This window comes from Legionella cincinnatiensis (assembly GCF_900452415.1).
Classification (GTDB): Bacteria; Pseudomonadota; Gammaproteobacteria; order Legionellales; family Legionellaceae; genus Legionella; species Legionella cincinnatiensis.
Genome location: NZ_UGNX01000001.1, coordinates 3,110,488 through 3,134,946, shown reverse-complemented (window position 1 = coordinate 3,134,946; position 24,459 = coordinate 3,110,488). Strand labels below are relative to the sequence as shown.

The following is a 24,459-nucleotide window of genomic DNA, read 5'->3' as shown; positions in this document are numbered from 1 at the left end:
TTATCAAACCTTATTTTTACAATTTGTTTCAAGTACTTAGAGTAAGTAGATGTAGGTGTACTATAATCTATTTATTAAGGAGATTCCAATAAAGGGTAATACTTGTCAAAGCCTAAGAAGAAAAAAAATCTTGTAATTATCAAGGATGTTGTTGCTGGAGTGCTTTCTGGTTTTGTAATGGCGATTATTGCCATTGCGGTTAGTGCCTTGGTTTTTAAAGGGCGCTTGTCAATCTATCTTAGCTTAGGAATTAGTTGTATATTTATTGGTTCAATTGTCGTTAATTTATTATGCTCTTGTTTTAGCTCTATTTCTTTTAGCATCTCACGACCTGAGCCTGCAGTTGGGGCTATTTTGGCGATTGTATTCGCAAATATTGCTGCCCATTCTTTAACAGAAAAAGCTCTTTTCTCTACCCTAATTGTCACAATCATGTTGGTATCTTTAATGGTAGGTTGCACTATGTTTTTTTTAGGATACCTAAAATTGGGGCAATCCGTTCGATTCTTGCCATATCCTGTTTTAGGTGGAGTTATAGTAGGGAGTGCGTGGATTATAGCTCGTTCAAGTTTACATCTTATTAGTCAGCATCTCAGTATTCAAAGTACATTACAAACGCAGACGATAATACAATTAAGCCTCGCGTTTGGGCTTGCTTTCTTATTACTTTTTTATAAGCGGTTTTGGGTGTTACCTTTATCAGTAGTACTGTTGTCGATTTTGATTCATATTTTCCTTTATTTCAATCATATGTCTCCTGCCGAAGCGATAAAATCAGGTTGGCTGTTTTCAACATTTACATCGACCTTTATTTTTAACGTGCTGGATTTTTCCATGCTCGGACACATTGATTGGGATATTATTGTTCACCAATTTGGCTACATTTTGGGTTTAATTGGCCTCATTATTGTTTTATTACTTCTCAATATTAGTGGTATAGAAACGGCCGAAAAGTTAAATACCGATGTAGAACGCGAGCTAAAGATAGCTGGAGTAGCTAATCTTGTAGGAGGACTATTTTTTGCATTTCCTTGTAATTTATCACTTAGCGGTACACTATTTAACCGAAATGTGGGTGCAGTAAGCCACATTTCAGGTATTATTGCAAGTGGTGTTTGTCTCGCTATTCTTTTTTTCAATTCCAGTATTATTCCCTATTTACCAATTCCTGTAATAGTCGGTTTATTGCTTTCCATTGCTTTTAAGTTGATGCATGATTGGTTATACAATGGATGGTATGAACTGCCACATACGGATTATTTAATTCTTATCGCTATTGTATTCATTATTTCTATTTTCGGATTTTTACCCGGTATTTTTATTGGACTGGTTATTACGTGCATCAGTTTTGTGATTCGTTATGCAAAAATTGATGCCATTAAGTATTCTCTTACAGAGACCTACTACCACAGCAATGTTATTAGACCTTTTTATGAGCAAAAATGGCTCATAGAAAACGGTCATAAAATACTTATCTTTAAATTACAAGGCTACCTTTTTTTTGGTAGTACTAAATTATTGTTGGATCGTATCAATCATTTAATTGAAGAAAAAAAGCAAAAATTTCAATTTTTAATTTTTGATTTTCAATTGGTCAATGGCCTTGATTCATCTGCTAATTTTAATTTTATTCGCTTACAACAACTTATTCGTAGTATTCCTCTAGAATTGATTTTTACTCATTGTTCTCAATTTTTAATCGATCAATTTTATCGACAAAGAGTATTAAATAAACGTACCAAGATCCGTTTGTTTCCCGATATTGATCAAGGACTAGAATGGTGCGAACAGGAATTGTTGAAGCAGCTTCCTCATGAACTTAAACCCACTGGAAAATCGATTATTGTAAATACATTAAGCCAGTTGATTCCCAATGAGCATCAGCAACAATTTTTTGCTCAGTACTTGGAAAAATTTGAAGTAAAGATCGGGGAGTATCTTTTTAGGCAAGGTGAGCCGAGTGACTCCATTTGTTTTATTGAATCAGGAGAAGTATCTATTTTTTTGAAATCAAATGATAGGGAGATTCGCCTGGCTAAAAGTGGTGCAGGGACAATTATTGGTGAAATAGGATTTTATTTAGGTACCTCACGTACTGCATCAGTACGTGCCGAGAAAGAGTGTTCTATTTATAAATTAGCGCAAGATGCTCTTATTGATTTCGAGAAATTACATCCTGAGGCAGCGCTTATTTTCCATAAAAAAATTAGTTCCACATTAGCACAACGCTTAATGCAAGCTAATTACTTAATTCAAATATTAAGTATGGAGGACTAAATGATGCCCAGATTAGTTTGCATAAGTCTATAATTGGATAATCAAGGGAAGGAAAAGGAATACCTATGAATACCTATACCACTGCCATGGAACATCCCATATCTATTCCAAGTAAAAACGTTTATCTTAATGGTCTCTTAAGAATACCTGAAGATGCTAAAGGGATTATCCTTTTTGTACATGGCAGTGGTAGTAGTCGATTTAGTAGTCGTAATCAATATGTGGCAAATATTTTGAACCAAGGAAGATACGCAACATTGCTTTTTGATTTACTCACTTCACAAGAGGATCTTATTGATGAGGTAACACGTGAATTTCGGTTTGATATTCATTTATTGGCTTCACGACTTATTGCCGTGGCTTATTGGTGCAACAACGAATTAGCTCCTTATCATTTTTCTATCGGTTTGTTTGGCGCCAGTACTGGCGGTGGTGCTGCTCTTGAAGCAGCTGCTCAAGAACCTCAATTATTTAAAGCAATTGTATCGCGAGGGGGTCGACCTGATTTAGCTGGAAAATATTTACCTCAAGTTAAAGCATCTACGTTACTTATTGTTGGCGGTAATGATGAGGTAGTTATAGGGCTAAACCAACAAGCAATGTCTCAAATGAACTGCACCACTCGATTGGAGATAGTTCCTGGAGCAACCCATTTGTTCGAAGAGCCCGGAACGTTACAAGAAGTAGCACTCTTAGCGCAAAAATGGTTTGACCAGTATTTTATCGCATAATGTGAGTTCAAGTAACGTTAGATACTCTAAGGAGGTATTTATGAGTCAGGGTGCATTGCAAAAATTAGTGGATGAACTCAACCATTCAGCAATATTACTTGCAGAACAAGGTGAGGATTATGAGGCTGTAATAAAGCAAATCGGAACAGCCCGCTTTGTCATGCTTGGGGAGGCTTCTCACGGGACGCATGAATTTTATCAGGCACGTATTAAAGTATCTCAACGTCTTATTAAAGAACAGGGTTTTATGGCCATAGCGATTGAAGGGGATTGGCCCGATGTATATCGAGTTCATCGCTATTTGCAAGGAGAGGGAAATGCAAATCAGAGTGAGTATTCTCTTGCTGCATTTGAACGCTTTCCAACATGGATGTGGCGTAATACGACTTTGCCCCCCTTTCTTGAATGGTTACGTAGACACAATGATGACTTACTTCCCACACAAAAAGTTGGATTTTATGGGTTAGATTTATATAGTTTAAACACATCGATGCAAGCGGTGATTGATTTTTTAAATAAAGTAGATCCTCAAGCCGCAAAACGAGCAAAACAACGTTATGCTTGTTTTGATCACATGCATCAAGATCCGCAAATGTATGGTTATTTAATTAAAGCAGGAATTAAAAAAGCATGTGTTAATGAGGTAATCACGCAGCTTATTGATTTACAACATCATGCATTTGATTATTTGCATCAGAATGGGATAGCTGCGGAGGATGAATATTTTTTTGCAACGCAAAATGCACGGTTGGTAAAAAATGCAGAAAATTATTATCGTTCCATGCTTGAAGGCAGGGTTTCAACGTGGAATATTCGTGATCGTCATATGGCTGAAACGCTTAATGTGTTAGCGGATCATTTAGAAACGCGTTTTAATAAACCCGCTAAAATAATTATTTGGGCTCATAATTCCCACGTAGGTGATGCTCGGGCAACTGAAATGGGAGAGCGCGATGAATTTAATCTTGGCCAGCTCGTACGCGAACAATATGATACTCATTCTTATTCACTTGGTTTTTCAACCTATGAAGGAACAGTAAGGGCTGCATCAGATTGGGGAAGCGTTGGACAAAAAAAACAGGTAATGCCTGGTCTTCCGGGGAGTTATGAGGATCTCTTTCATCATGTCAAATATGAAAATTTTTTCTTAAGCTTATTAGAGCATGAAAAATTGGAGCACTATCTAAAAATTCCACGGTTACAAAGGGCTATAGGGGTGATTTATCGTCCAGACACAGAACGTTTTAGTCATTATTTTTTTACACAATTACCGTATCAGTTTGATGGATTAATCCATTTTGATAGAACAAGTGCAGTGCAGTCCTTAAACGAATAGTTATTTAATGTTCAGTGCGATTAAATCTTCTTCATTTAGAGTTTCTTTTTGTAATAATAGCTGGGCTCCTGCCTCCAAAGATTTAATATGTTTTTTAATGAGATCTACAGCATCATCAAATGCGGATTGGATTATTTTACGAACTGCGGCATCAATCTCACATGCGGTTTTCTCGCTAAATTCTGGTTCATTACGTCCCGTAGGTACCTCCAAGAAAGAAGAACGTTCTTTTTGATAGGTTACGGGTCCAAGTTCTTTGTCCATGCCGTAACGCATGACCATGCTTCGTGCAATATCAGTTACTTTGGCAAGGTCGTCCGCTGCTCCGGTTGAAAAACGATCAAAAACAATAAATTCTGCTGCTCTACCACCTAGAAGTACCTTCATTTTATTTTTTAATTCCTCTTCAGTCATGAGATAACGATCTTCGGTAGGGCGTTGAATGGTATAACCTAAGCTTCCAATTCCTCGTGGAATAATTGAGACTTTATGCACTTGATCGACATTGGGTAACGAAAGAGCAACTAAAGTATGCCCCATTTCATGATAGGCAACTATTTTACGCTCTTTGGGATTGAGCAAACGATTCTTTTTCTCCAAACCTGCTACTATACGTTCTACCGCATTTGTAAAATCATCCATGCTTACAGAATCCGCATTATGGCGGGTTGCTAGCAGAGCTGCTTCATTGACAAGGTTTGCTAAATCAGCCCCAGAAAAACCTGGAGTTAATGCGGCAATTTTTTCTGGATCAATATCTGGTGCTTGTTTTATTTTTTTCAGATGTACCTGCAAAATTTCTACTCTGCCTATTTTATCAGGCCGGTCAACCAATACATGGCGATCAAAGCGGCCAGCACGTAATAATGCAGGATCAAGGATTTCTGGACGGTTTGTTGCAGCAAGAAGTATGAGCCCTTCGCTAGGATCAAAACCATCCATTTCTGAAAGTAATTGATTGAGAGTTTGTTCCTTTTCATCATGCCCACCACCAATAGGATAAGCACCACGTGCTCTGCCTAAGGCATCAAGTTCATCGATAAAAATAATTGCTGGGGCTGTTTCTCGGGCATGGATAAAAAGATCTCGAACTCGTGCAGCACCTACACCAACAAACATTTCTACAAATTCTGAACCATTAATAGAAAAAAAAGGCACTCCTGCCTCGCCAGCAACAGCGCGTGCCAGTAAGGTTTTCCCTGTTCCAGGAGGACCAACTAAGAGAACCCCCTTGGGAATATGAGCTCCTATTCGTGTATAATGTTGGGGATTTTTAAGGAATTCGACTACTTCCATTAGTTCTGTTTTTGCCTCATCTACTCCTGCAACATCTTGAAAAGATACATGAGTTTCTTTTTCCATATAAACTTTAGCCTTACTTTTCCCTACATCTAATACCCCACCCGCAGTTGAACTCATACGTTTTATTAAAAAACTCCATAAAATAAAGAACAGCAGGGCAGGAATAATCCATGATAAAATTAGGGTTAACCATTTATTTTCGGCTTCCCCATTAAATGTTACTTTTGCTGCCTCTAAAGTAGTAACAAGAGAAGGATCATTGATGCGGACTGTAGTAATTCGATGTTCTTTGCTGCTGGATTGCTCAATTTCTTTTATTTTTTCTTTGGGGAGTAATCCATCTAATCCCTCTGTTTTCACATTTGCAGTAATATAGCTTTCGCTCAGCAATACATTATTCAACTTATTCGCCTTCAAAAGCTTTATAAAATCACTGTAGGCGACATCAACCGGGCTCGATGCGAAAAAAAAATTTTGGAAGAGAAGGATCAGCCAAAAAATCATTAGAACATACCATAGTGAAAACTGCCATTCCTTATTTTCCACCACTTTCTCCTGATTTTAAGACATCTAAGATTCCTTGATTCTATAATTTAGTATATACAGCACAGGATTAATTATCATGCGATTGAAACATAAACTTGATGTTTTTTTATGCGATGATGTCATGACTGGAAGAGGTATTTATCACCAGTAGATAAGGGTTAGAAAAAATTTTATGATACTAAAACAACTTTTGCTTCTTCTTTTTCTGATTTTTGTAATTTTTATTATTGCGTATTTCTTGCAACGCCATTTTATTTATTTCCCTGCTACTGAAGAACCTAATCCTAAAGATTTTCAAGCGCAAGATATGGAAGTAGTTCAAATACATGAAGCTGACGGACTTATTCTGAGTTCTTGGTATAAATCCCCCAGGAATAATCACCCCACCATTTTGTATTTACATGGAAACGGAGGACATATTGGTTATCGTATGAATTTGGTACGTCGATTTCTTTCAGAAGGATTCGGGGTACTATTACTTGAATACCGAGGATATGGAGGAAATCCTGGCCGTCCCACAGAATTAGGATTTTACCAGGATGGGCGAGCAGCAATTCAATTTTTACATCAACAGGGTATTCCAGAGAATAATCTTATACTTTATGGAGAGTCTTTAGGTACTGGAGTGGCTACTCAATTAGCAACAGAGTTTCCGATTTGTGCTTTAGTACTACAATCTCCATATACTTCACTCACTGCTTTAGCCCGATATCATTATTTTTGGTTACCCATTCCTTTAATCGATAAGTATGATTCTTTAGCACGTATTCAAAAGATTCATGTACCAACATTAATGTTGCATGGTCAACTGGATCAGGTTGTTCCTTATAGCCAGGGCTTAACTCTTTTCAAATTTGCAAATCAACCAAAGAAATGGGTAGCTTTTCCAGATAAAGGACATCAGAATTTGTGGGATGCTCATTTTGCTCGCGTCGTGATTCATTTTATTCATTCTTATTGTCATCAGCACCATTAGGATTCACATACCTTGCCTAATAAAAAATTATTTATTTTTGCAGGCTTGTAGTAAAAAAAAAAATTAACATAGAATGGAGGATGTTTCTCTTACGGTTTAATTCATGGTCTATTTTAAGAGCATTATAGTTATTTTGACGCTATTATTATTTCAAGGATTTATTTTTGCCCAACCAGAAACTCAAATGTGTGATGCGACACTCAATAATCCCTGTATTGTTCAAGACAGTGACCTTTCTTCTTCTCCACTAAGATGGTTACGCGATGCATCCATGATTGCCGATGTTTATCAAGGCAATAACTTTGGTATTAATGAATTATCCCTTTCAGGTAGTGAAGAGCCGAGTGAAAAAGGATGGAAAGAAATTGTGGACTACATTGCGAAACATAGGAAAATAGGGGGTAAATCGGTACTGGTGTTAGACTTACGTCAAGAAAGTCATGGATATTTGAATGGTCGTGCCATTACTTTAGTGAGTGAACATGATTGGATAAATCGAGGAAAAAGTAATGATCAAAGTCTTATTGCACAAGAAAACTGGCTTAACTCATTAAAATTAGAGAAAAAAGTCAGTGGTGTTTTATCTTCGCAACAGTTTGCGGCAAAGGAGTATTCAAACGGCAAAAACATCCCAGTTAAAAAAATTAAAAATGAAAGGGAATTAGTTTCTCGATTAGGTTTTGAATATCATAGGCTATATGTAACAGATCATATGGCCCCAAGTGATTCTGAGGTTGATGTCTTTTTGACAATAATAAAAAACGCCCCCAAAGATGCCTGGTTTCATATTCATTGTCGAGGAGGCAAAGGGCGGACAACTACCTTTTTAGTCATGTATGATATGTTAAAAAATGCGAATAAGGTAAGTTTTGATGAAATTATTGCACGTCATGCATCAATTCCACCTTATTACAATTTATTTGATGTCAATCGAGCCGATCCCTCCTTAACACCTTATTATGAGCAGAGAATTATTTTTCTTTCTCGCTTCTATCAGTTTGCTCAACAATTTTTGAAAGGTAACCCAGAGAGTTGGAGCAAATGGAAGGCAAGGAGGCCTAATTAAGATGATTATTGAAATGAAAGTAATTTTAGGAGGGATTTTTCTTGGATCAGCTGCTGGCATGATGTTATTGATTCAAGGAAGGATTCTTGGGTGTAGTGGTATTCTTTTTGGTGCATGGGATTTTACAGCCCATAGGCCCAATAGGGATAAATTTTTATTTTTAGCAGGATTGTTCTTAGCCGGATTACTCTTTAATTTGACAGGGAATGTGGTTGATCCTACTGCTATTTTTAAAACAAGTTATTGGTTTATGTTTCTTGGCGGAATTTTTGTTGGTGGCGGCACTTTTCTTGGACGTGGTTGCACAAGTGGTCATGGGTTATGTGGATTATCTCTTTTGCGTAAACGCTCTATGATAGCTGTAGGAATTTTCTTTCCTGTGGCGATTATTACGGCTTGGCTGATTCATTAAGGAAATAGAATATGCAAGGACTTATTTCATTAATTCTCGGCTTAATATTTGGTTTGGGTTTAATTTTAACAGGAATGTACAGCCCAGATATTATTATTTCTGGTTTAAAAATTGGTGCTGATACCTTCCGTGTCAATTTATATGTTACTTTCATTACTGCTTTATTGGTGACTTTTCTTTTGTTCCAACTACGTAAATGGTTGGCAAAACCTTTACTCCATGTAGGTTATGATTTACCTACTCAAGAAAAAATTGACTGGCAACTTATTCTTGGTGCGGCCGTTTTTGGTATTGGTTGGGGAATGAGTGGGGTTTGTCCTGGTCCTAATATCGTAGGACTTGGAATTTTTTCTTGGCCAATTTATTGGGCAAATTTTGCTGGGGTGCTTGTTGGTTTTTTGGGTACCCGTTATTTGATAAATCTACGAGAGAAGCATAAGTAGTCAAAAATTTTCAATTATTTTTTCTTATCACGATTTTTTAGCCAGACTATTAGGTAAATTTTAGCGCTTATTTCCCTCATGTAGGAATATAGTTGTATATAATATAAATATATATTTTCTTTGTTTGTGGGGGCTATTATGGGCGGACAACTATATCTTAATGATGGAAATCCACCTAGTAGAAAAAATGTTTGTGTTTCTGGTTATGAGAGAGGCAAGGAAAATTTCGCTTTAAGTAATTTTGATGATAATAATGGTAAGGGCTATGAGTTTATAGACCCGCATTTAGGAAAAATTGAATTTCCAACTTCTGAACACTATCTGCATTTTCAAAAAATAAAGCCAGAATATAAAAAGCAATATTTAGATGCCTGGCAAAAGGAAAAAAGTCCGGGGGCAATTCTTAGTGGATTAAGAGATCCGACCAGTTCTTACTATATTCCCAATGCGCATCACGCATACATGACACCCACTGGATTTAATAATGCATGGGATAATGATAAAGTTTTCGTGCAAATGCAAATTAATGCAGCTAAGTATCAGCAATCTCAAGAGTTTCGCGACAGCATTCACAAATCCATTGAGTTGGGTGATGCTTTTGGCGACAATAAGGGGCCTGCCACCATTATTGAAGATACTAGTAGTTTAAGTAAAGGGCTAAAGCCAGAGGAAGAATGGGGGACTGGTCCTGGTGGCAAGGGGAAGAACATTCTTGGTAATTCCCAAACCGCATTTGCCATGATGATTAAAAACAAGCAATTTGATGAAAATTCTCCTGCGCCAACATTAGAAACCTTAAGAACAGCGCAAGTAGCAGGTTACTATGCCAATGCACAAATCCAATATCAGCAAGGAGTTCAAGTTGCACTTACTGATGTTAGAAAAAAATCAGGAAAAGATCAGGGATTCAAGCAACCTGATACGTCGGACTTGAGTTCTTCACTCGTACAAAAAACTTCTGCTACATTAATTAAAAATAAGCAACAAAATGCACAATCATTTACGACAGCGCCATTACCAACACCATCACCTCAGGTGAATCATCATAATCCCTTTCAAAATCTTTTTTCACCTGCTCGGCCAACTCATGTGTACAGTTCTGGTGGTAATCAACGTCTTGTTGTTCAAAATAACAAGATTGTTGGCTATGAATTTAGACGAAGTGCAACTTCCAATTGGGAACAAACTACAAATAAAAGTCGTTTTCAGGGCTTAGTTGATCATTTTAATCAAACCCAGCAAAAGCAATCATCTCAATCTCATGTGTACAGTTCAGGAGGGAATCAACGCCTTGTTATTCAAGATGATAAGATTGTTGGCTATGAATTTAGGCGAAGTGCAACCTCCAATTGGGAACAAACTACAAATAAAAGTCGTTTTCAGGGCTTAGTTGATCATTTTAATCAAACTCAGCAAAAGCAATCATCTCAATCTCATGTGTACAGTTCAGGAGGGAATCAACGCCTTGTTATTCAAGATGATAAGATTGTTGGCTATGAATTTAGGCGAAGTGCAACCTCCAATTGGGAACAAACTACAAATAAAAGTCGTTTTCAGGGCTTAGTTGATCACTTTAATCAAGCACAGCAAATGAGGACACCCAATCCACACACCATGAATACAAGTTTGCCTCAATCAATCCTAACATCACCAAAATCAAGCCAAATTCCACCAAAAGAAGGTGCGAGCCAGGTTAGCTCAGTCATTCAAGAAATGTTTGATGGTAAATCAGTATCAAAGAACAGGGATATCCCAATGGTGAGTAAGGGTGACATGAAGGGAACCTTTAAAATGGCTTTTGACAATGCACAAGATGCACAAACCTTTAAGAAATTATTGGATGATTTCGGATTCAAAGGACTCTCTTATTATGGTGCTGGAGAAAAGTATCCTATGCGGCATAATGGCAAAGAGCTTAGTCATATCGTGAGATTTGAAAATGATGGCAATAAAGCAACAATCCCTTCCGAAGCTTTGGATTTTCTCAGGATTAAATTGGATGATGAAGAAAAAGTTGCTGATATAGTGGAGCAAATGGGATTTGATAGACCTGAGCCTGCCAATCGTTATGCTTTTTAAGGGCCTAGTTTTTTTGATCCATAGTTGTATACCATTGTTCGCCAAGAATAATTTGTTCCCACCACGAAGACATTTTTGATTCATCCATTTCTTGCCATACAACAGGATTTAAAACTAATGCTTCCGCCATTCGTTTTGATAAATCATACATGGCTAATCTTTTAGGAAGAGCCTCTTTTTCCCATGCAACAACTGCGTGTTGAAAGTCATTAGTGTGGAGGCAATGTTCATTGAGACTGAGAGCATCCTGTATCGCTAAAGAAGCGCCATTTCCTACATGAGGGCGTAATACAGTACTGGCATCTCCTAATAAAAGAGCTCCTTCTAATGTAAATCGATCGCTGCATACATCCACAATTTTCTGCATAAATGGAGAAGAGGTATCAAGTATAATTTGAGCAGCTACTTGCGGTAAGTTGTTATGAGCTAATTGATGTAGATGTTGTCTTGCTTTTGTTGAAAAATTGATCATCGAAGTGGAGCCTAATGCTTCTAGATCTTCTGGTGCTAATTTTTCATAAAAAACCCAATTTAGTTTATTGATTTGATGATGGTATACGGGATAAGTTAATAAATGCCCTTTGTTAAAGCAGTAGTACAGTCCTTGCGTATTGAAAAGTGATTTATTGGTCATCACATTAAAATCCAAAGTGCCTCTCCATGCTACATAACCTGAATACTCAAGTCTTGCTTGAGCTTGAGGAGATATTAACTCTCGCCCCATAGACTGAGCCCCATCTGCGAAAACGATGAAATCAAATAGATACTCCTCTCCAGATTCCAAAGTAATTTTCTTAGCTGCATCCTGAAGTTGTACTGCAACTACTTTACAGTCTTGGTGGTACATTTGATTGGGTATTCTTTTTCTTAAATTGGTGAATAAAGTATCCCAATGTAGGCTGGCCATTGAAAGATTTTGTTGCCATAAAAATTTGCCGAAAACAGGATCTTCGCTGGATTGACAGTAAAAACTTCGTGTAGTGAAACTATGTGATGGGGTATTTTCATCAATAAGATTTTTGTTGATTAAGGAGTGTAATAGTTCCACAGATAAAGTGATGCCTGCTCCTCGTGATTGTAAGTCATGTCCTCGTTCAAAAACAGTAACTTGAAACTTATCCTTTAATAACAGGGCCAAAGCACAGCCTGCGATGGAGCCTCCAATAATAGCGATTTTCATTACATTTCCAGGGAGATGGATCAAGAAAATAATTATATTGATATCCGATAAAAAAGCAAAATCAATAGAGACCGATTAAGCGAATTGGGGCTTTAGTTAAACCAGCAACTTTCATAGGTAAAACCATGCTATAAGCTCCTGACGGTGGAAGTTTCGATGCATTACAAACATTTTCTACAATGTATTTTTTATTTTGTAGCATTAGCTGGTGAACTATATAGTTATTTTCAGGCCTGTCAGGTGACAACGTATCAATACTATCCCAGCGATATTTCTTTCCAATACTAACTCAGCAGCTTTTTGACCAAGACAAGGAAAAACTAAATTATTTCTGTATTGGTTTGCCTTGTTCCAGAACTTATCTTCACAAGATTTGTGGCTTATATCGACAACAAAGCAATGAGTAATTAGATGATGGCCAACAAGGTCCAATTCAGCAACCACAATCAATATCTCATAAAGGACTTTCCGGAGAAAGAGTTTGGGTTAAATCAATAATCTTATATGGAAAGGCCATAACATTTTTCTTAAGCACAATAAAGCGATAACCGTGTAGTATAATTTAATGTGAGGTATGGATAAAGATTATATAAGATCTAGTCGATATCTGGATCCGTTCGGGCTGAGGAGATGCATAAGCATCGTCTCGAAGCATTATCACGAAACATTAAATCCCATACAAGGCTTCGAGACGGCATGAATGCCTCATCAGCCTGAACGATTCCTGATAATACTCCGATCACTTATCCATAACTCACGTTAATTTAACTTATTAAAGCACCAAGGATGGGGCAAGATGAAAAAACAGAAATGGGAATTTTGGATTGATAGAGGCGGTACATTTACCGATGTAGTGGCCCGTAGTCCCGAAGGACAAATATTTAGTGATAAGTTATTGTCTGAAAACTCAGAAAGTTATTCCAATGCTGCTATTCAAGGTATTCAAAATATTTTGAAAGGTACTTCTATCCCCAGTGATGAAATTGCATTTATCAAAATGGGAACAACGGTAGCAACTAATGCGTTATTGGAGCGAAGAGGAGCCAAGGTTCTTTTAGCGATAACTCAAGGTTTCGCTGATGCTTTGCGAATTGGTTATCAAAACCGCCCCGATCTTTTTGCTTTAAATATTAAATTACCCTCTTTGCTCTATGATGAAGTTATTGAAATCAATGAACGTATCAATGCTAAAGGTACCGTATTACAGCCTTTGGATGAAAAGGATGCGTGGCAAAAGATGAAAAAAGCCTATGCGAAGGGATATCGTACGATCGCTGTTGTATTGATGCACGCTTATCAATTTACTGAACATGAGAGAAAATTAAAAACAATTGCCCAATCTGTTGGTTTTACTCAAATCTCTATAAGTCATCAAATAGCACCCGTCATGAAATTAGTAAGCCGTGGTGATACAACTGTGGTTGATGCCTATCTTTCTCCGGTTTTACACGGTTACATCCAAGGGTTACGTGATAAGTTAAGTACAACTCCTTTGTTTTTTATGCAATCTAATGGTGGCCTGATTCATGCAAAACTTTTTCAAGGTAAGAACAGTCTTTTTTCTGGCCCTGCAGGAGGAGTTATTGGAATGATTAAAACCAGTCAGCTGGCGGGTTTTAATCAGGTTATTGGCTTTGACATGGGAGGGACCTCCACTGATGTTTCCCATTTTTCGGGTGAATATGAACGCAGTTTTAGCTATGAGTTTAGCGGGGTGCATATTCGCACCCCAATGATGATGATTCATACCATTGCTGCAGGGGGCGGGTCAATCCTGCATTTTGATGGCCAACGTTATACAGTGGGACCTCAATCAGCTGGCGCAAATCCTGGACCTGCATGTTATCGTCGCGGAGGTCCTCTCACAATCACCGATTGCAATGTGATGCTTGGTAAAATACAGCCTCAATTTTTTCCTAAGGTTTTTGGCCCTGGAGCAAATCAGGGAATTGATGTACATGTAGTGCGTCAATGTTTTCAGGCTTTGGTAAACAAAATTAACGATGTAACAGGGAGTAGGAAAACAACAGAAGAGGTTGCCGAAGGTTTTCTGAATATTGCAGTAGAAAATATGGCTAATGCTATTAAGAAAATTTCCATACAGCGTGGCTATGATGTAAGACCATATATTTTAAATTGTTTTGGTGGGGCTGCTGGACAGCATGCTTGTCTTGTTGCTGATAATTTGGGTATCGAAAAAATCTTAATTCATCCTTTAGCAGGTGTGCTTTCAGCCTATGGAATGGGATTAGCAGAAATCAGCGTGTTGCATGAACAAGTTATTGAAAAGCCTTTCCAACGGGGCATTATTTCTTTTTTACGTCTGCAGTTTGAAAAAATGGAACAAACAGCTCATATGGAGTTAAAGTCTCAGGGCTTAGAAAACCAAGAAATGCTGAGTAAACGCCAAGTGCATTTACGTTATGCAGGATCTGATACTCAGTTAATTGTTGCGTTTGGAACAATGAAATCGATGCGAGAAGCATTTATTGCGCAACATCATAAGACATTTGGCTTTTCTTCATATAGAAAACCTTTAATCATTGAAGCAATTACCATCGAATGTTCGGTGCTAAGTGCAACGGATGCTGAGTGTGCCGAAAAAATAGTCACAGGCCGTTTTAAACATAAAATACCTCAGCGTGACACCGTTAACATTTTTACTCATGACTCCTTTCATAATGCTCCTGTATATGTACGTGAAGAATTAATCTCTGGTGATTGTATTCAAGGCTGTGCAGTGATCACAGACAAGCACTCGACTACTATTGTTGAACCAGGATGGCAAGCTGAAGTGACCCCTAAGAAACATCTCTTATTAACACGTTATCAAAGGGTGGCTACTAAAAAAGTAGATACGACTGTGGACCCTGCAATGTTAGAAGTATTTAATAATCGCTTTATGAATATTGCTGAACAAATGGGGGAGGTTTTGCGCAAAACAGCAAGTTCAGTCAATATAAAGGAGCGGCTTGACTTTTCTTGTGCCATTTTTGATGCGCATGGTGAATTAGTTGCAAATGCTCCTCATATTCCTGTGCATCTTGGATCAATGAGTGAAAGTGTTAAATCTATATTGAAAAACAATAAAAAAGTGCATCCTAACGATGTATATGCTTTAAATGCACCTTATCATGGTGGTACTCATTTGCCGGATATCACTTTAATTACTCCTGTGTTTGATAAAGAGGGAGATCACTTATTATTTATAGTGGGTTCACGGGGTCATCACGCAGATATTGGTGGAATTACTCCAGGATCTATTCCTGCGGAAAGCAAAGTGGTTGAGGAAGAAGGGATATTAATTGATAATTTTAAAATCGTAGATCAAGGACATTTTTTAGAAAAGGCAACGCTGGATTTGCTGACTCAAGCATCATATCCAGCCCGAAATCCCCAACAAAATATAGAAGACTTTAAAGCGCAGATTGCAGCGAATGCACGTGGCATACAGGCTCTACTAGAGCTTGTTACGCAATTTGGTTTGGATGTTGTTCATGCTTATATGAAACATGTGCGTGATAATGCCACTTTATCTGTTGAGCGCTTATTGAAAAGGTTAAAGAACGGTGAGTTCACTTATTCTTTAGATGATGGCAGCCAAATTAAAGTGACACTTACGATTAATCAGCAAAAGAAACGGGCAAAATTTGATTTTACTGGCAGCTGTGTGCAACATCCAGGTAATTTTAATGCACCTACAGCTATTTGTAAGGCCGCTGTTTTATATGTTTTACGGTGTTTAATTGCAGAAAATATCCCTTTAAATGATGGATGTTTTGTGCCAATTGAACTCGTAACTCCAGAAAAAAGTATTTTGAAGCCGAATTATCCTGCTGCTGTTGTTGCAGGTAATGTGGAAACTTCGCAATGCATCGTTGATACTTTATTCGGTGCTTTAGGTGTTGTCGCTGCTTCGCAGGGAACATGTAATAATTTTACTTTTGGAAATGAGCAGTATCAATATTATGAAACTTTATGTGGAGGAGCGGGGGCTGGTCCTAATTTTGATGGTGCTTCAGCAGTTCATACACATATGACAAACACTTATTTAACCGATCCAGAAATTTTGGAGTGGCGATTTCCTGTCTTGGTGGAAGAGTTTGCTCTGCGAAAAAGAAGCGGAGGTAGGGGCCTACATCGTGGAGGTGATGGTATTGTGCGTCGGATTCGTTTTTTAGAAAAAATGATAGCAAATATTATTTCCAGTCATCGTGTCATACCTCCATATGGAATAAAGGGAGGAACTCCGGGCAACTTAGGGCATAATTGGGTGCAACGGGCAGATGGGGTTATTGAAGAGCTAGGTGGTTGCGCACGTGTTGAAATGCATCCAGGCGATGTTTTTGTTATTGAAACGCCTGGAGGAGGAGGCTATGGAAAACAGTCAAAAATGAACAACAAAGCGTAATATACCATTAGTGCCCTGGGGACGATTTTTAGCATCTTGTTCTGAATATACATTTAAAAAAATAAAATGATTTTTGCTCAGACTATATACCATACCAGGTCCGATTGCCCAAATACTTTCTTTTCTATCAGGCACACCAACACCATTAACTTTTGTATCCGTAATTTGATTGAAAAAATAACCATTAACCCCTACGGTGAGTTTTTCAATAATTGCGTAACCTACTGCAATATCAGCAAAAATAGCTTGTCCGGCTTGAGTCGACTGAACATTAGGCCCAAAAGAAACATTTGGACTGTGATTGACCCCATTCCAGAGATAATGAAAGCGGGCTGCCGTAGATAATTTGGGGGTTAACCAAAATGTGAAAGCCCAGTAGGGGTTTAATGACCAAAAGTGGCTGCTGGCATTTATTGCATTGATACTGCTGTATCGTCCTATTGGCGCAATAACATCCAATTCAATACGTTGTACGTATAAAGGCCCTTTGCCATCCTTACGCATAATTGGATCAAATTGAAGTGCAGGGCCGATCCATAAATCACCAGGACCATTTTCTGCTTTCAGTACTTGATGGTTTAATCCATCGTCCACTTTATCCGCTACAACCCAAGGTAAAAGTGCTGAAAACCCGAGAGAAGCTCCGAAAATTTTTTTTGTGGTGACGTAAATAAGCTGAGTCACATTAGCAATGACATCCAGATCAGTGCGTGGGAGCGGAAGTTTATTGCCATTTTGATCATTAAAGCGATTACTCGTATAGTATTGAAAATAATCTTGAAAATACAACCCTGGTCCTGAAGGAGGGCTTCCATCGTAGAAACTGGTGTAACCTAGATTGACAACAGGTTCATCATAAGCCATTGTTGAAGAAGCGAACATTATCATCAAACTAAAACAGCAATACAGTAGCTTTTTCCTTTGCATAAAAAACAGTCCTTTTCCCAACTTTTTTAATTGAGTTTTGTTGACATCAGGGTTTGTTTGCAATTCATCTTATTTTTGCAACCAGATGCTATCCATTATTAGTCCAGGTTATGGCCACTAGAAACATTCTAATCTTTATTTTTTGTATATTAATTTGGCATAATTTAGGCTATATATTTGATTATCGGTTAGATTATGTCCCATTTATTGAAGCAGGACAATATAAAAAAATTCATTAATCAATAAGTAAGAAAATCGGTGACAAATAATTCTATCCATTATTATTGGATAAAAAATTATAGGAGATAATGATGCGTACCGCGTTTATAGGTTTAGATTATATTGTTGATATTATGCATCCTCAGGGTAAGATTGCGCGCTGCGCCCCTCATGCTCTTGAACGTGATGTGATTAAAAAGGTGAATGAAGTACTTAAAATCGCAACATTAAAAAACTGGTTAACGATTATGGTTAAAGTTGGATTTAGTGCACACTATATAGAACAACCCAAACATTCTCCTATATTTGGAACGATTCATGAATTGGGTGCACTAAAATTAGGATCTGAAGGTACTGAATTTCATCCAGATTTGCATATTGGCAACAGTTTAGTCATTGTGAAGCCGCGAATTAGTGCATTTTATGGAACTGCGCTGGATGCTGCGTTAAGAGCAAATCAAATCGAATGTGTCATTTTAGGAGGCGTTAGTACTTCTTGGGCGGTGCAAAGTACGGCACGTGATGCTCATGATCGTGACTACAAAGTCTGTATTGTCGAAGAAATTTGTGCTGCAGTAAATCAAGAAGAACATCTATCTTCTATCCAATTAATGGAAAAAATCGCCACAATTGTTTCGGTAGGTGAGTTGAAAAATTTACCATGAAAATTCTTTTTAAAGCAGTAAACGCATTAAAAAATGAAATTAAAATTTGGTCATTGCTGCGCGGCATTATTGCATTACTGCCATTTGCATTTCTTTATTTAAGTACTAATAATCCTTTGTGGTTACAAGCCTCTGTTTTAACCATGGCTACTTTAATCGTTGAAGAACGGCTTGAGTTGACGGCATTAGGCGTATTGCTGCATGGGTTTATTGTGATTATCATGTTTTATTTACTGTTTTTAACACAACTTAAGCCTGTGCTTTATGTGATTTCCTGTTCCTTGGCAGCAATGACCATATTTTGGATTACCATGAAGGGAAATAAATTACGTCATTTGGGCAGTTGGACGTTTATACCCGCAATTATTCTTGCTACAGAGTTTGCTGCTGAAACACAACCTGAAAAATTGCTGCAACAGGCTCCTCAATTTTTACCTTATTTCTTGGTTGCTTTGCTTCCTACTTTGTTGATCGCCCAATATGATAAAGCACGCGCATTTTATAAGAAGCAATTCATCCATTATCATCCTCTAAGACTCAGTGGCTTAGGGGATTTTGGAGAGCAAAACCCTTATGTTGAAAATATGATTTCCATGGCGATTGCTGTGTGTATTTCAGCATTTTTAGTAGAGTATTTTCATATGGGCAATGGACAATGGATGATCTGGGGAACTGCAAGTGTGATTACAGGAGATATTGCGACAAGCCCACAAAAATTGCGCCAACGCGCTATAGGCGTTTCCATTGGTGTGCCTTCAGGTATTCTCTTAGGCCAATTTCTTATACCCAATACATCTTTAAATTTGGCCCTTACGGCGTGCTGTGTGTTTTTAACATTAGTTGCTTTTCGTCGTTATATTATTGCCTATACTTTTCGTTGCTTGTTTGTTGCTATAGCTGTAATGTTGGCGACTCATTCAGCGAGTATTGCTTCGGAGCGTTTTACACATGTTATTATAGGCGGATTAATAGGTTTGGTGTGTGTTATGTTTTGTCACTTTGTCAGTCGCATGCAAAATCATCTTGTTAAAAAATAAAATTAATTAGAACTTGAAGCAAATAGATATTGGAATTATCAAACTATATTTTCTCACATTTCTTGGGTATTATCTTTTAGAGCTTATAAATTCAAATTACAGGAGTAATAATGCATATTGGTTACCAAAAAAGTCTAATTTTTGCTTTATTGATTCTACCGGCTTTCTCATTTGCGGCACAAAAATCTCATCTGCGTGGACAACGATATTGTGAGATTCTTATAGAAAAAAGCAGAACAGATTATGCAGTATACAATACAATTGGTTTAAATAATTGTCCGGAAAAAATTTGGGATAAAATAACGCCAGCTGAGGTAAAGAGCGAAACAGGTTCCTCTCATGTTCACTTAAATGGACCTCGTTATTGGGTTATTGATGGACTTAAAAACTCCGATTTAGTGAATCCTGACGTTAAAACATTTAATGGCTTAAAGATGCGTGAAGCAGGTGTACTCCATATGAGTTTCTGGGATTTATTTAGATCTGGTGCTCCCTACAAGCAACTTCAGGTAGCTCGTCAAACAACATGGGTTTATGATGCAGGTAAACCTGTTTATGAGCTTATTGATCCCAAAGGTAATGTATATGTCATGCAGTCCTATAGTGTCCAAAAAACACCACAGACAGAACAATCACTTGCACAACTAGGTGCAAAGCTTAAATTACCCAGCAAATGGCAATTTAAGACTGGAGTTCTTAAAGAAACAGGTACCGTACAAGCGATTAACAACATGGCTATAGTTGTTCAGGATAATTTTTTAAATACTTATCAAAAAGCAACCCATGATTTGTTGGCAGAGAACAAAAATTCATGAGCCTATAAGACATAATTTCTGTTTTTATTTAAGTGAAGTTTTTTATGATATAGGTAATGTTTCTAAAGTTTTTATAGGCTTCTCAGCTTTTTGAGGTTCATCTTTTTTATCACTAATTAAGATGAACCACCTTACACTCCTTATTCTACTGTTTGTTAAGAATTTTGGTAGGGAAAGGGCGAAGTTCTTTGTGGGCTTTTAAAAAATCGGTTATCTCTTCTGCCCCTTTAACTGTTGCTGACGAATAAAGTCCAGTAGTACAGGTATTCTTAGTATATTTATCCGTGACAATAAGATAAGGCCCTTTGTTGCGTACTACAGAACACATACATTTTGCTTTTGAAGGATCTTTTTTATCAATGATACATGGACTGTCCAAACACCAAGCCCAAGGACGTTCATTCTTGCAAATCGCAAAAGTTTTAATAGGATAATAGCGTGATTTTATGATTTGTCCCTTGCTTGTTTTTTTTACGCCAGTACACGGTTTTTCTCCTGCAGAATATCCTTCTTGCACAGTACAGTGACAAGAAACCCATCCTTTTTTTCCATGTATGGGGTTACAAGGTGCAGTAGTACATAAGGCAAATTTGCTTTTACAAAGAATAAAATCGGAAGTTTTCCCCATTACTGAGAAACTGAGTGTTAATAACAAAAATATGAGTAGATTTTTTTTCATGAGGTATGTCCTTAATTATATTTTATTTCCATACTAAAATTTCGGGTGATTTACGCGGTACTACTTGAGTTTCGCCGGCAGGAATACCTACGATAATTGGCGCAATAGCTACAATATTGGATGGAAGATTCAGTTTCATTTTCCACTCCGGAGTATTTAAAGCTGAAATTGCAAGCCCAATAACACAGGTACCAAGTCCTTGCGCACACGCCGTTAACATGAGATTTTCAGCTGCTAACCAACAATCAGCGGCGACAAAGGGTCCATGATATTTACTGTAGATAACGATTAAAGTACTTGCATTATAAAATGCGTGAAATTCAGGATTATTTACGAGATCCAATAGATGTTTGATTTGGGTTTTTGGATAGTTATGAGCTTCATTGTAAATAAGTGCCTTAATACTATTTGATAAACTATTTAACATTTCTTTGTCTTGAATTACCACAAAGGACCAAGGTTCTTCATGCATGGCGGTGGGTGCTTGAACTGCCGCATCAAGTAAGGAGTTGATTGTTGCACGGTCTAGAGTTTGTGGTAGGTAATTACGTACAGCCCGGCGTCTGTAAATTGCTTCTATTTCGCTCATAGGGTATTGTTCCTTAAGTCTATTAGAAGTAGCCATAATTTCTCTCCATATGAACCTTGTTATCCATGCAAAAAGTCCTTTACTGTTAATAAATTCTGGTTCAACTTCTTGTTTTGTCAAGTTTGATGTTGTTTTAGGTGATTCAAAAATCAAAGCATTTTTGATGCAAGGTAGTAAATTGTAGATCGGCCTAGAGTTTTGGAAGTTTATGATGTCAGGCAAACAAGAGGTTATCTTCTAAGATCGTTCTTACTGAATCATGGTAAATAGGAACATAACGCTTTATCAGATAAGAACAATTGTATTATTGAACATCCTTGCAAATCCATTAAACTATATGTGTGTCACAATAAGTGAACGTGAGTTTCGGATAAAGAATCTATTGAGATCCAGCCTCTGTCTCAACCGTTCAGGCTGAGGAGGCATTTATGCCGTCTCGAAGCCTTAGCACGGAAGTTGAACATTTGTACTAGGCTTCGAGACAGCGCTATGCGCTTCCTCAGCCCGAACGAGAGGAAGTAAATCCACGTTCGCTTATACGACACAGCACTTGGAAATTTGTGCTAGGTTTTGAGGCAACACTACACGCTTGCTTAGCCCAAATGGGATGAAGTAACTCCATGTTCGCTTATACGATCCTCATTAAGTGAACATGAGTTGCGGATAAAAAATCTATTGAGATCCAGCCTCTGTCTCAACCGTTCAGGCTGAGGAGGCATTTATGCCGTCTCGAAGCCTTAGCACGGAAGTTGAACATTTGTCCTAGGCTTCGAGACAGCGCTACGCGCTTCCTCAGCCCGAACGAGAGGAAGTAAATCCACGTTCGCTTATACGACACAGCACTTGGAAATTTGTGCTAGGTTTTGAGGCAACACTACACGCTTGCTTAGCCCAAATGGGATGAAGTAACTCCATGTTCGCTTATACGATCCTCATTAAGTGAACATGAGTTGCGGATAAAAAATCTATTGAGATCCAGCCTCTGTCTCAACCGTTCAGGCTGAGGAGGCATTTATGCCGTCTCGAAGCCTTAGCACGGAAGTTGAACATTTGTCCTAGGCTTCGAGACAGCGCTACGCGCTTCCTCAGCCCGAACGAGAGGAAGTAAATCCACGTTCGCTTATACGACACAGCACTTGGAAATTTGTGCTAGGCTTTGAGGTAACACTACGCGCTTGCTTAGCCCAAAGGGGATGAAGTAACTCCATGTTCGCTTATACGCAACTCACAATAAGTTAATGTGAATTTAGTTTAAGGATTTTACTACTTGGAAGAAGAAATGTATATCAAGGTAGCCACGGAGCGATTATTTCGTATTTTTGCTCAGGGCATTATACTCATGTGGGCATTATGGATTTCTATCGTCTTTCTGACTGATTTTTGTAATCTAATGGTTGGGTTTGGCCTATTGCCCGCTAATTTTCCTGCTTCGTCACATAATCTTGATTGGATTCACAGGTTTTTTAAATTGTATCGTCTTGATAACGATTTGTTGTGTCTCATTCTTTTTTCAATAATCAACTTATGGGTGATGATCATTGCAGTGCTCTATTGGCGCGCTTTCATTTCTTATTATACTTGTGGGAACTATTATGTATATCGAACGCTGCAGGCATTTATCTTAAATACGGCGTTGTTTGGATGTTTTTTAGTTGCTGATGAAATATTCATTCAATATCAAGCTGGGCATTCCCATATAAATATGCTGCTTTATATTTTTACTAGTCTTATTGCATTTTTGTATTTGCTCGATAAAAAACACCAAAAAAGCTCTCTTATGAGTTGAATATTACCTTAATTTCGGAGAAATAAGATGAGTTATCTTTACCCTGAGCCATTGAAATTTGGGGATATTATTGGGCTGATTACTCTCTCAAGTCCGATGCTTCCTGGATTACTTGAAAAGGGTACTTCTTATTTGCAGCAAAAAGGATTTAAAGTGAAAGTAGGGCGGCATGTGTCTGCTAAAGATCGTTTTTTAGCAGGGGAAGATGAATATCGAACAAATGATCTCATGGATTGTTTTATAGATAATGAGGTTAAAACGATTATGGCTATTGGCGGGGGTTATGGCTCGCAACGAATATTACCTTTTCTTGATTATGAGATTATACGCGCTCATCCTAAATATTTATGCGGATTTAGTGACACTACAGCGTTACAAGCAGGTTTATTCAAGAAAGCGGGAATTATCTCCTGTACTGGTTTTGTTTTTGGCGATATAGACAGGGAACAACTTGATCCTTTAATTGAATCGACACTTTGGGCATGTCTTAGAGGAGAATCTTTTCAAATTCATGAAGGCCAAACTGTGAAACCTGGCATTGTTCAAGGGAGATTAGTGGGGGGAAATTTGGAGTCATGGGTTTCATTAATGGGGACACCATATCAACCTGAAGTAAAAAATTGTATCTTAATATTAGAGGATGTGGGCGCTGAACCTTATCAGGTAGATAGCCGACTTTCTCAGCTCGATATGGCTGGTTTTTTTGATGAAGTAAATGGAGTGATCTTCGGTCAATTTGCTCGTTGTATTGCAAAGTATTTCCCTGAACGTGATGGAACTATTGACGATGTGATTGAAGAATGGTCATTACGAATTAATACTCCTTGCATTAAAAATTTTCCTTATGGACATTTCTCGAGAAGATGTGTTTTACCTCTAGGAAAAGAAGTTCTTTTAGATGCAGATCAGAGCATAGTAACTATTTTATGAGGTTATCTTATCAATTGAACGTTTTTGCTGTAAAATAAATATACATTTTGTTT

General features: G+C 37.7%; 19 protein-coding genes. 14 read left to right on the top strand and 5 right to left on the bottom strand.

All coding sequences use genetic code 11. The features are described from left to right. Nucleotides 1–102: 102 nt before the first annotated feature. The 3 genes from DYH34_RS13970 (at nt 103) to DYH34_RS13960 (ending at nt 4,344) form a co-directional block, all read left to right on the top strand. On the top strand, nt 103–2,277 hold the full coding sequence (locus DYH34_RS13970) for a SulP family inorganic anion transporter (protein ID WP_058465104.1): 2,175 nt from the start codon (nt 103–105) through the stop codon (nt 2,275–2,277). 65 nt (nt 2,278–2,342) lie between these two features. Beyond that, a complete protein-coding gene (locus DYH34_RS13965; protein WP_058465103.1) occupies nt 2,343–3,008 on the top strand; it encodes a dienelactone hydrolase family protein in 666 nt (221 codons plus the stop codon). Nucleotides 3,009–3,048: 40 nt separating this feature from the next. Then, nucleotides 3,049–4,344: an erythromycin esterase family protein gene (locus DYH34_RS13960; protein ID WP_058465102.1), complete on the top strand. Its 1,296-nt coding sequence runs from the start codon at nt 3,049–3,051 to the stop codon at nt 4,342–4,344. Here DYH34_RS13960 and ftsH read toward each other — a convergent pair whose 3' ends face one another. After that, nucleotides 4,345–6,192 carry an ATP-dependent zinc metalloprotease FtsH gene (ftsH, locus tag DYH34_RS13955; RefSeq protein ID WP_083502761.1) on the bottom strand — a complete coding sequence of 616 codons (1,848 nt, stop codon included), beginning with the start codon at nt 6,190–6,192 and terminating at the stop codon, nt 4,345–4,347. A gap of 172 nt (nt 6,193–6,364) precedes the next feature. On the opposite strand from ftsH, the gene DYH34_RS13950 reads away from it, so the two are divergent. The 5 genes from DYH34_RS13950 to DYH34_RS13930 all read left to right on the top strand — a co-directional run bounded on the left by DYH34_RS13950 (nt 6,365) and on the right by DYH34_RS13930 (nt 11,168). Then, entirely contained in the window at nt 6,365–7,168 is an 804-nt protein-coding gene (locus tag DYH34_RS13950) for an alpha/beta hydrolase (RefSeq protein WP_058465101.1), read from the top strand. Between the two features lie 103 nt (nt 7,169–7,271). Then, entirely contained in the window at nt 7,272–8,234 is a 963-nt protein-coding gene (locus tag DYH34_RS13945; protein WP_058465100.1) for a phosphatase domain-containing protein, read from the top strand. A 1-nt stretch (nt 8,235) separates the two neighbouring features. Then, entirely contained in the window at nt 8,236–8,646 is a 411-nt protein-coding gene (locus tag DYH34_RS13940; RefSeq protein ID WP_058465099.1) for a YeeE/YedE family protein, read from the top strand. Between the two features lie 11 nt (nt 8,647–8,657). Next, a complete protein-coding gene (locus tag DYH34_RS13935) occupies nt 8,658–9,089 on the top strand; it encodes a DUF6691 family protein (RefSeq protein ID WP_058465098.1) in 432 nt (143 codons plus the stop codon). A gap of 138 nt (nt 9,090–9,227) precedes the next feature. Further along, on the top strand, nt 9,228–11,168 hold the full coding sequence (locus DYH34_RS13930; protein ID WP_244918537.1) for a hypothetical protein: 1,941 nt from the start codon (nt 9,228–9,230) through the stop codon (nt 11,166–11,168). A gap of 4 nt (nt 11,169–11,172) precedes the next feature. Here DYH34_RS13930 and DYH34_RS13925 read toward each other — a convergent pair whose 3' ends face one another. Then, nucleotides 11,173–12,348: an FAD binding domain-containing protein gene (locus tag DYH34_RS13925; protein ID WP_058466013.1), complete on the bottom strand. Its 1,176-nt coding sequence runs from the start codon at nt 12,346–12,348 to the stop codon at nt 11,173–11,175. Between the two features lie 796 nt (nt 12,349–13,144). On the opposite strand from DYH34_RS13925, the gene DYH34_RS13915 reads away from it, so the two are divergent. Then, nucleotides 13,145–16,759 carry a hydantoinase B/oxoprolinase family protein gene (locus DYH34_RS13915; RefSeq protein ID WP_058466015.1) on the top strand — a complete coding sequence of 1,205 codons (3,615 nt, stop codon included), beginning with the start codon at nt 13,145–13,147 and terminating at the stop codon, nt 16,757–16,759. On the opposite strand, the gene DYH34_RS13910 is transcribed toward DYH34_RS13915, so the two are convergent. Beyond that, nucleotides 16,736–17,686, bottom strand: coding sequence for a SphA family protein (locus DYH34_RS13910; RefSeq protein WP_058466287.1), 951 nt, complete (start codon nt 17,684–17,686; stop codon nt 16,736–16,738). The two genes, DYH34_RS13915 and DYH34_RS13910, sit on opposite strands and share 24 nt — an antisense overlap. 308 nt (nt 17,687–17,994) lie before the next feature. On the opposite strand from DYH34_RS13910, the gene DYH34_RS13900 reads away from it, so the two are divergent. The 3 genes from DYH34_RS13900 (at nt 17,995) to DYH34_RS13890 (ending at nt 20,422) form a co-directional block, all read left to right on the top strand. Next, complete coding sequence (locus tag DYH34_RS13900) at nt 17,995–18,570, top strand: cysteine hydrolase family protein (protein WP_238589560.1); 576 nt, start codon at nt 17,995–17,997, stop codon at nt 18,568–18,570. Further along, the gene (locus DYH34_RS13895) at nt 18,567–19,607 is read left to right on the top strand and encodes an FUSC family protein (RefSeq protein ID WP_058466017.1); all 1,041 of its coding nucleotides are present in this window, start codon (nt 18,567–18,569) and stop codon (nt 19,605–19,607) included. The genes DYH34_RS13900 and DYH34_RS13895 overlap by 4 nt, the downstream gene beginning before the upstream one ends. 110 nt (nt 19,608–19,717) lie before the next feature. After that, a complete protein-coding gene (locus DYH34_RS13890) occupies nt 19,718–20,422 on the top strand; it encodes a hypothetical protein (protein WP_058466018.1) in 705 nt (234 codons plus the stop codon). A gap of 145 nt (nt 20,423–20,567) precedes the next feature. Here the strand turns inward: DYH34_RS13890 and DYH34_RS13885 are convergent, their stop codons facing one another. After that, complete coding sequence (locus tag DYH34_RS13885; RefSeq protein ID WP_058466019.1) at nt 20,568–21,101, bottom strand: hypothetical protein; 534 nt, start codon at nt 21,099–21,101, stop codon at nt 20,568–20,570. Nucleotides 21,102–21,123: 22 nt separating this feature from the next. After that, the gene (locus DYH34_RS13880; protein ID WP_058466020.1) at nt 21,124–21,726 is read right to left on the bottom strand and encodes a nitroreductase family protein; all 603 of its coding nucleotides are present in this window, start codon (nt 21,724–21,726) and stop codon (nt 21,124–21,126) included. 1,243 nt (nt 21,727–22,969) lie between these two features. On the opposite strand from DYH34_RS13880, the gene DYH34_RS13875 reads away from it, so the two are divergent. Next, on the top strand, nt 22,970–23,476 hold the full coding sequence (locus DYH34_RS13875) for a hypothetical protein (RefSeq protein WP_058466021.1): 507 nt from the start codon (nt 22,970–22,972) through the stop codon (nt 23,474–23,476). Nucleotides 23,477–23,503: 27 nt separating this feature from the next. After that, entirely contained in the window at nt 23,504–24,406 is a 903-nt protein-coding gene (locus DYH34_RS13870) for a S66 peptidase family protein (protein WP_058466022.1), read from the top strand. Nucleotides 24,407–24,459: the final 53 nt, after the last annotated feature.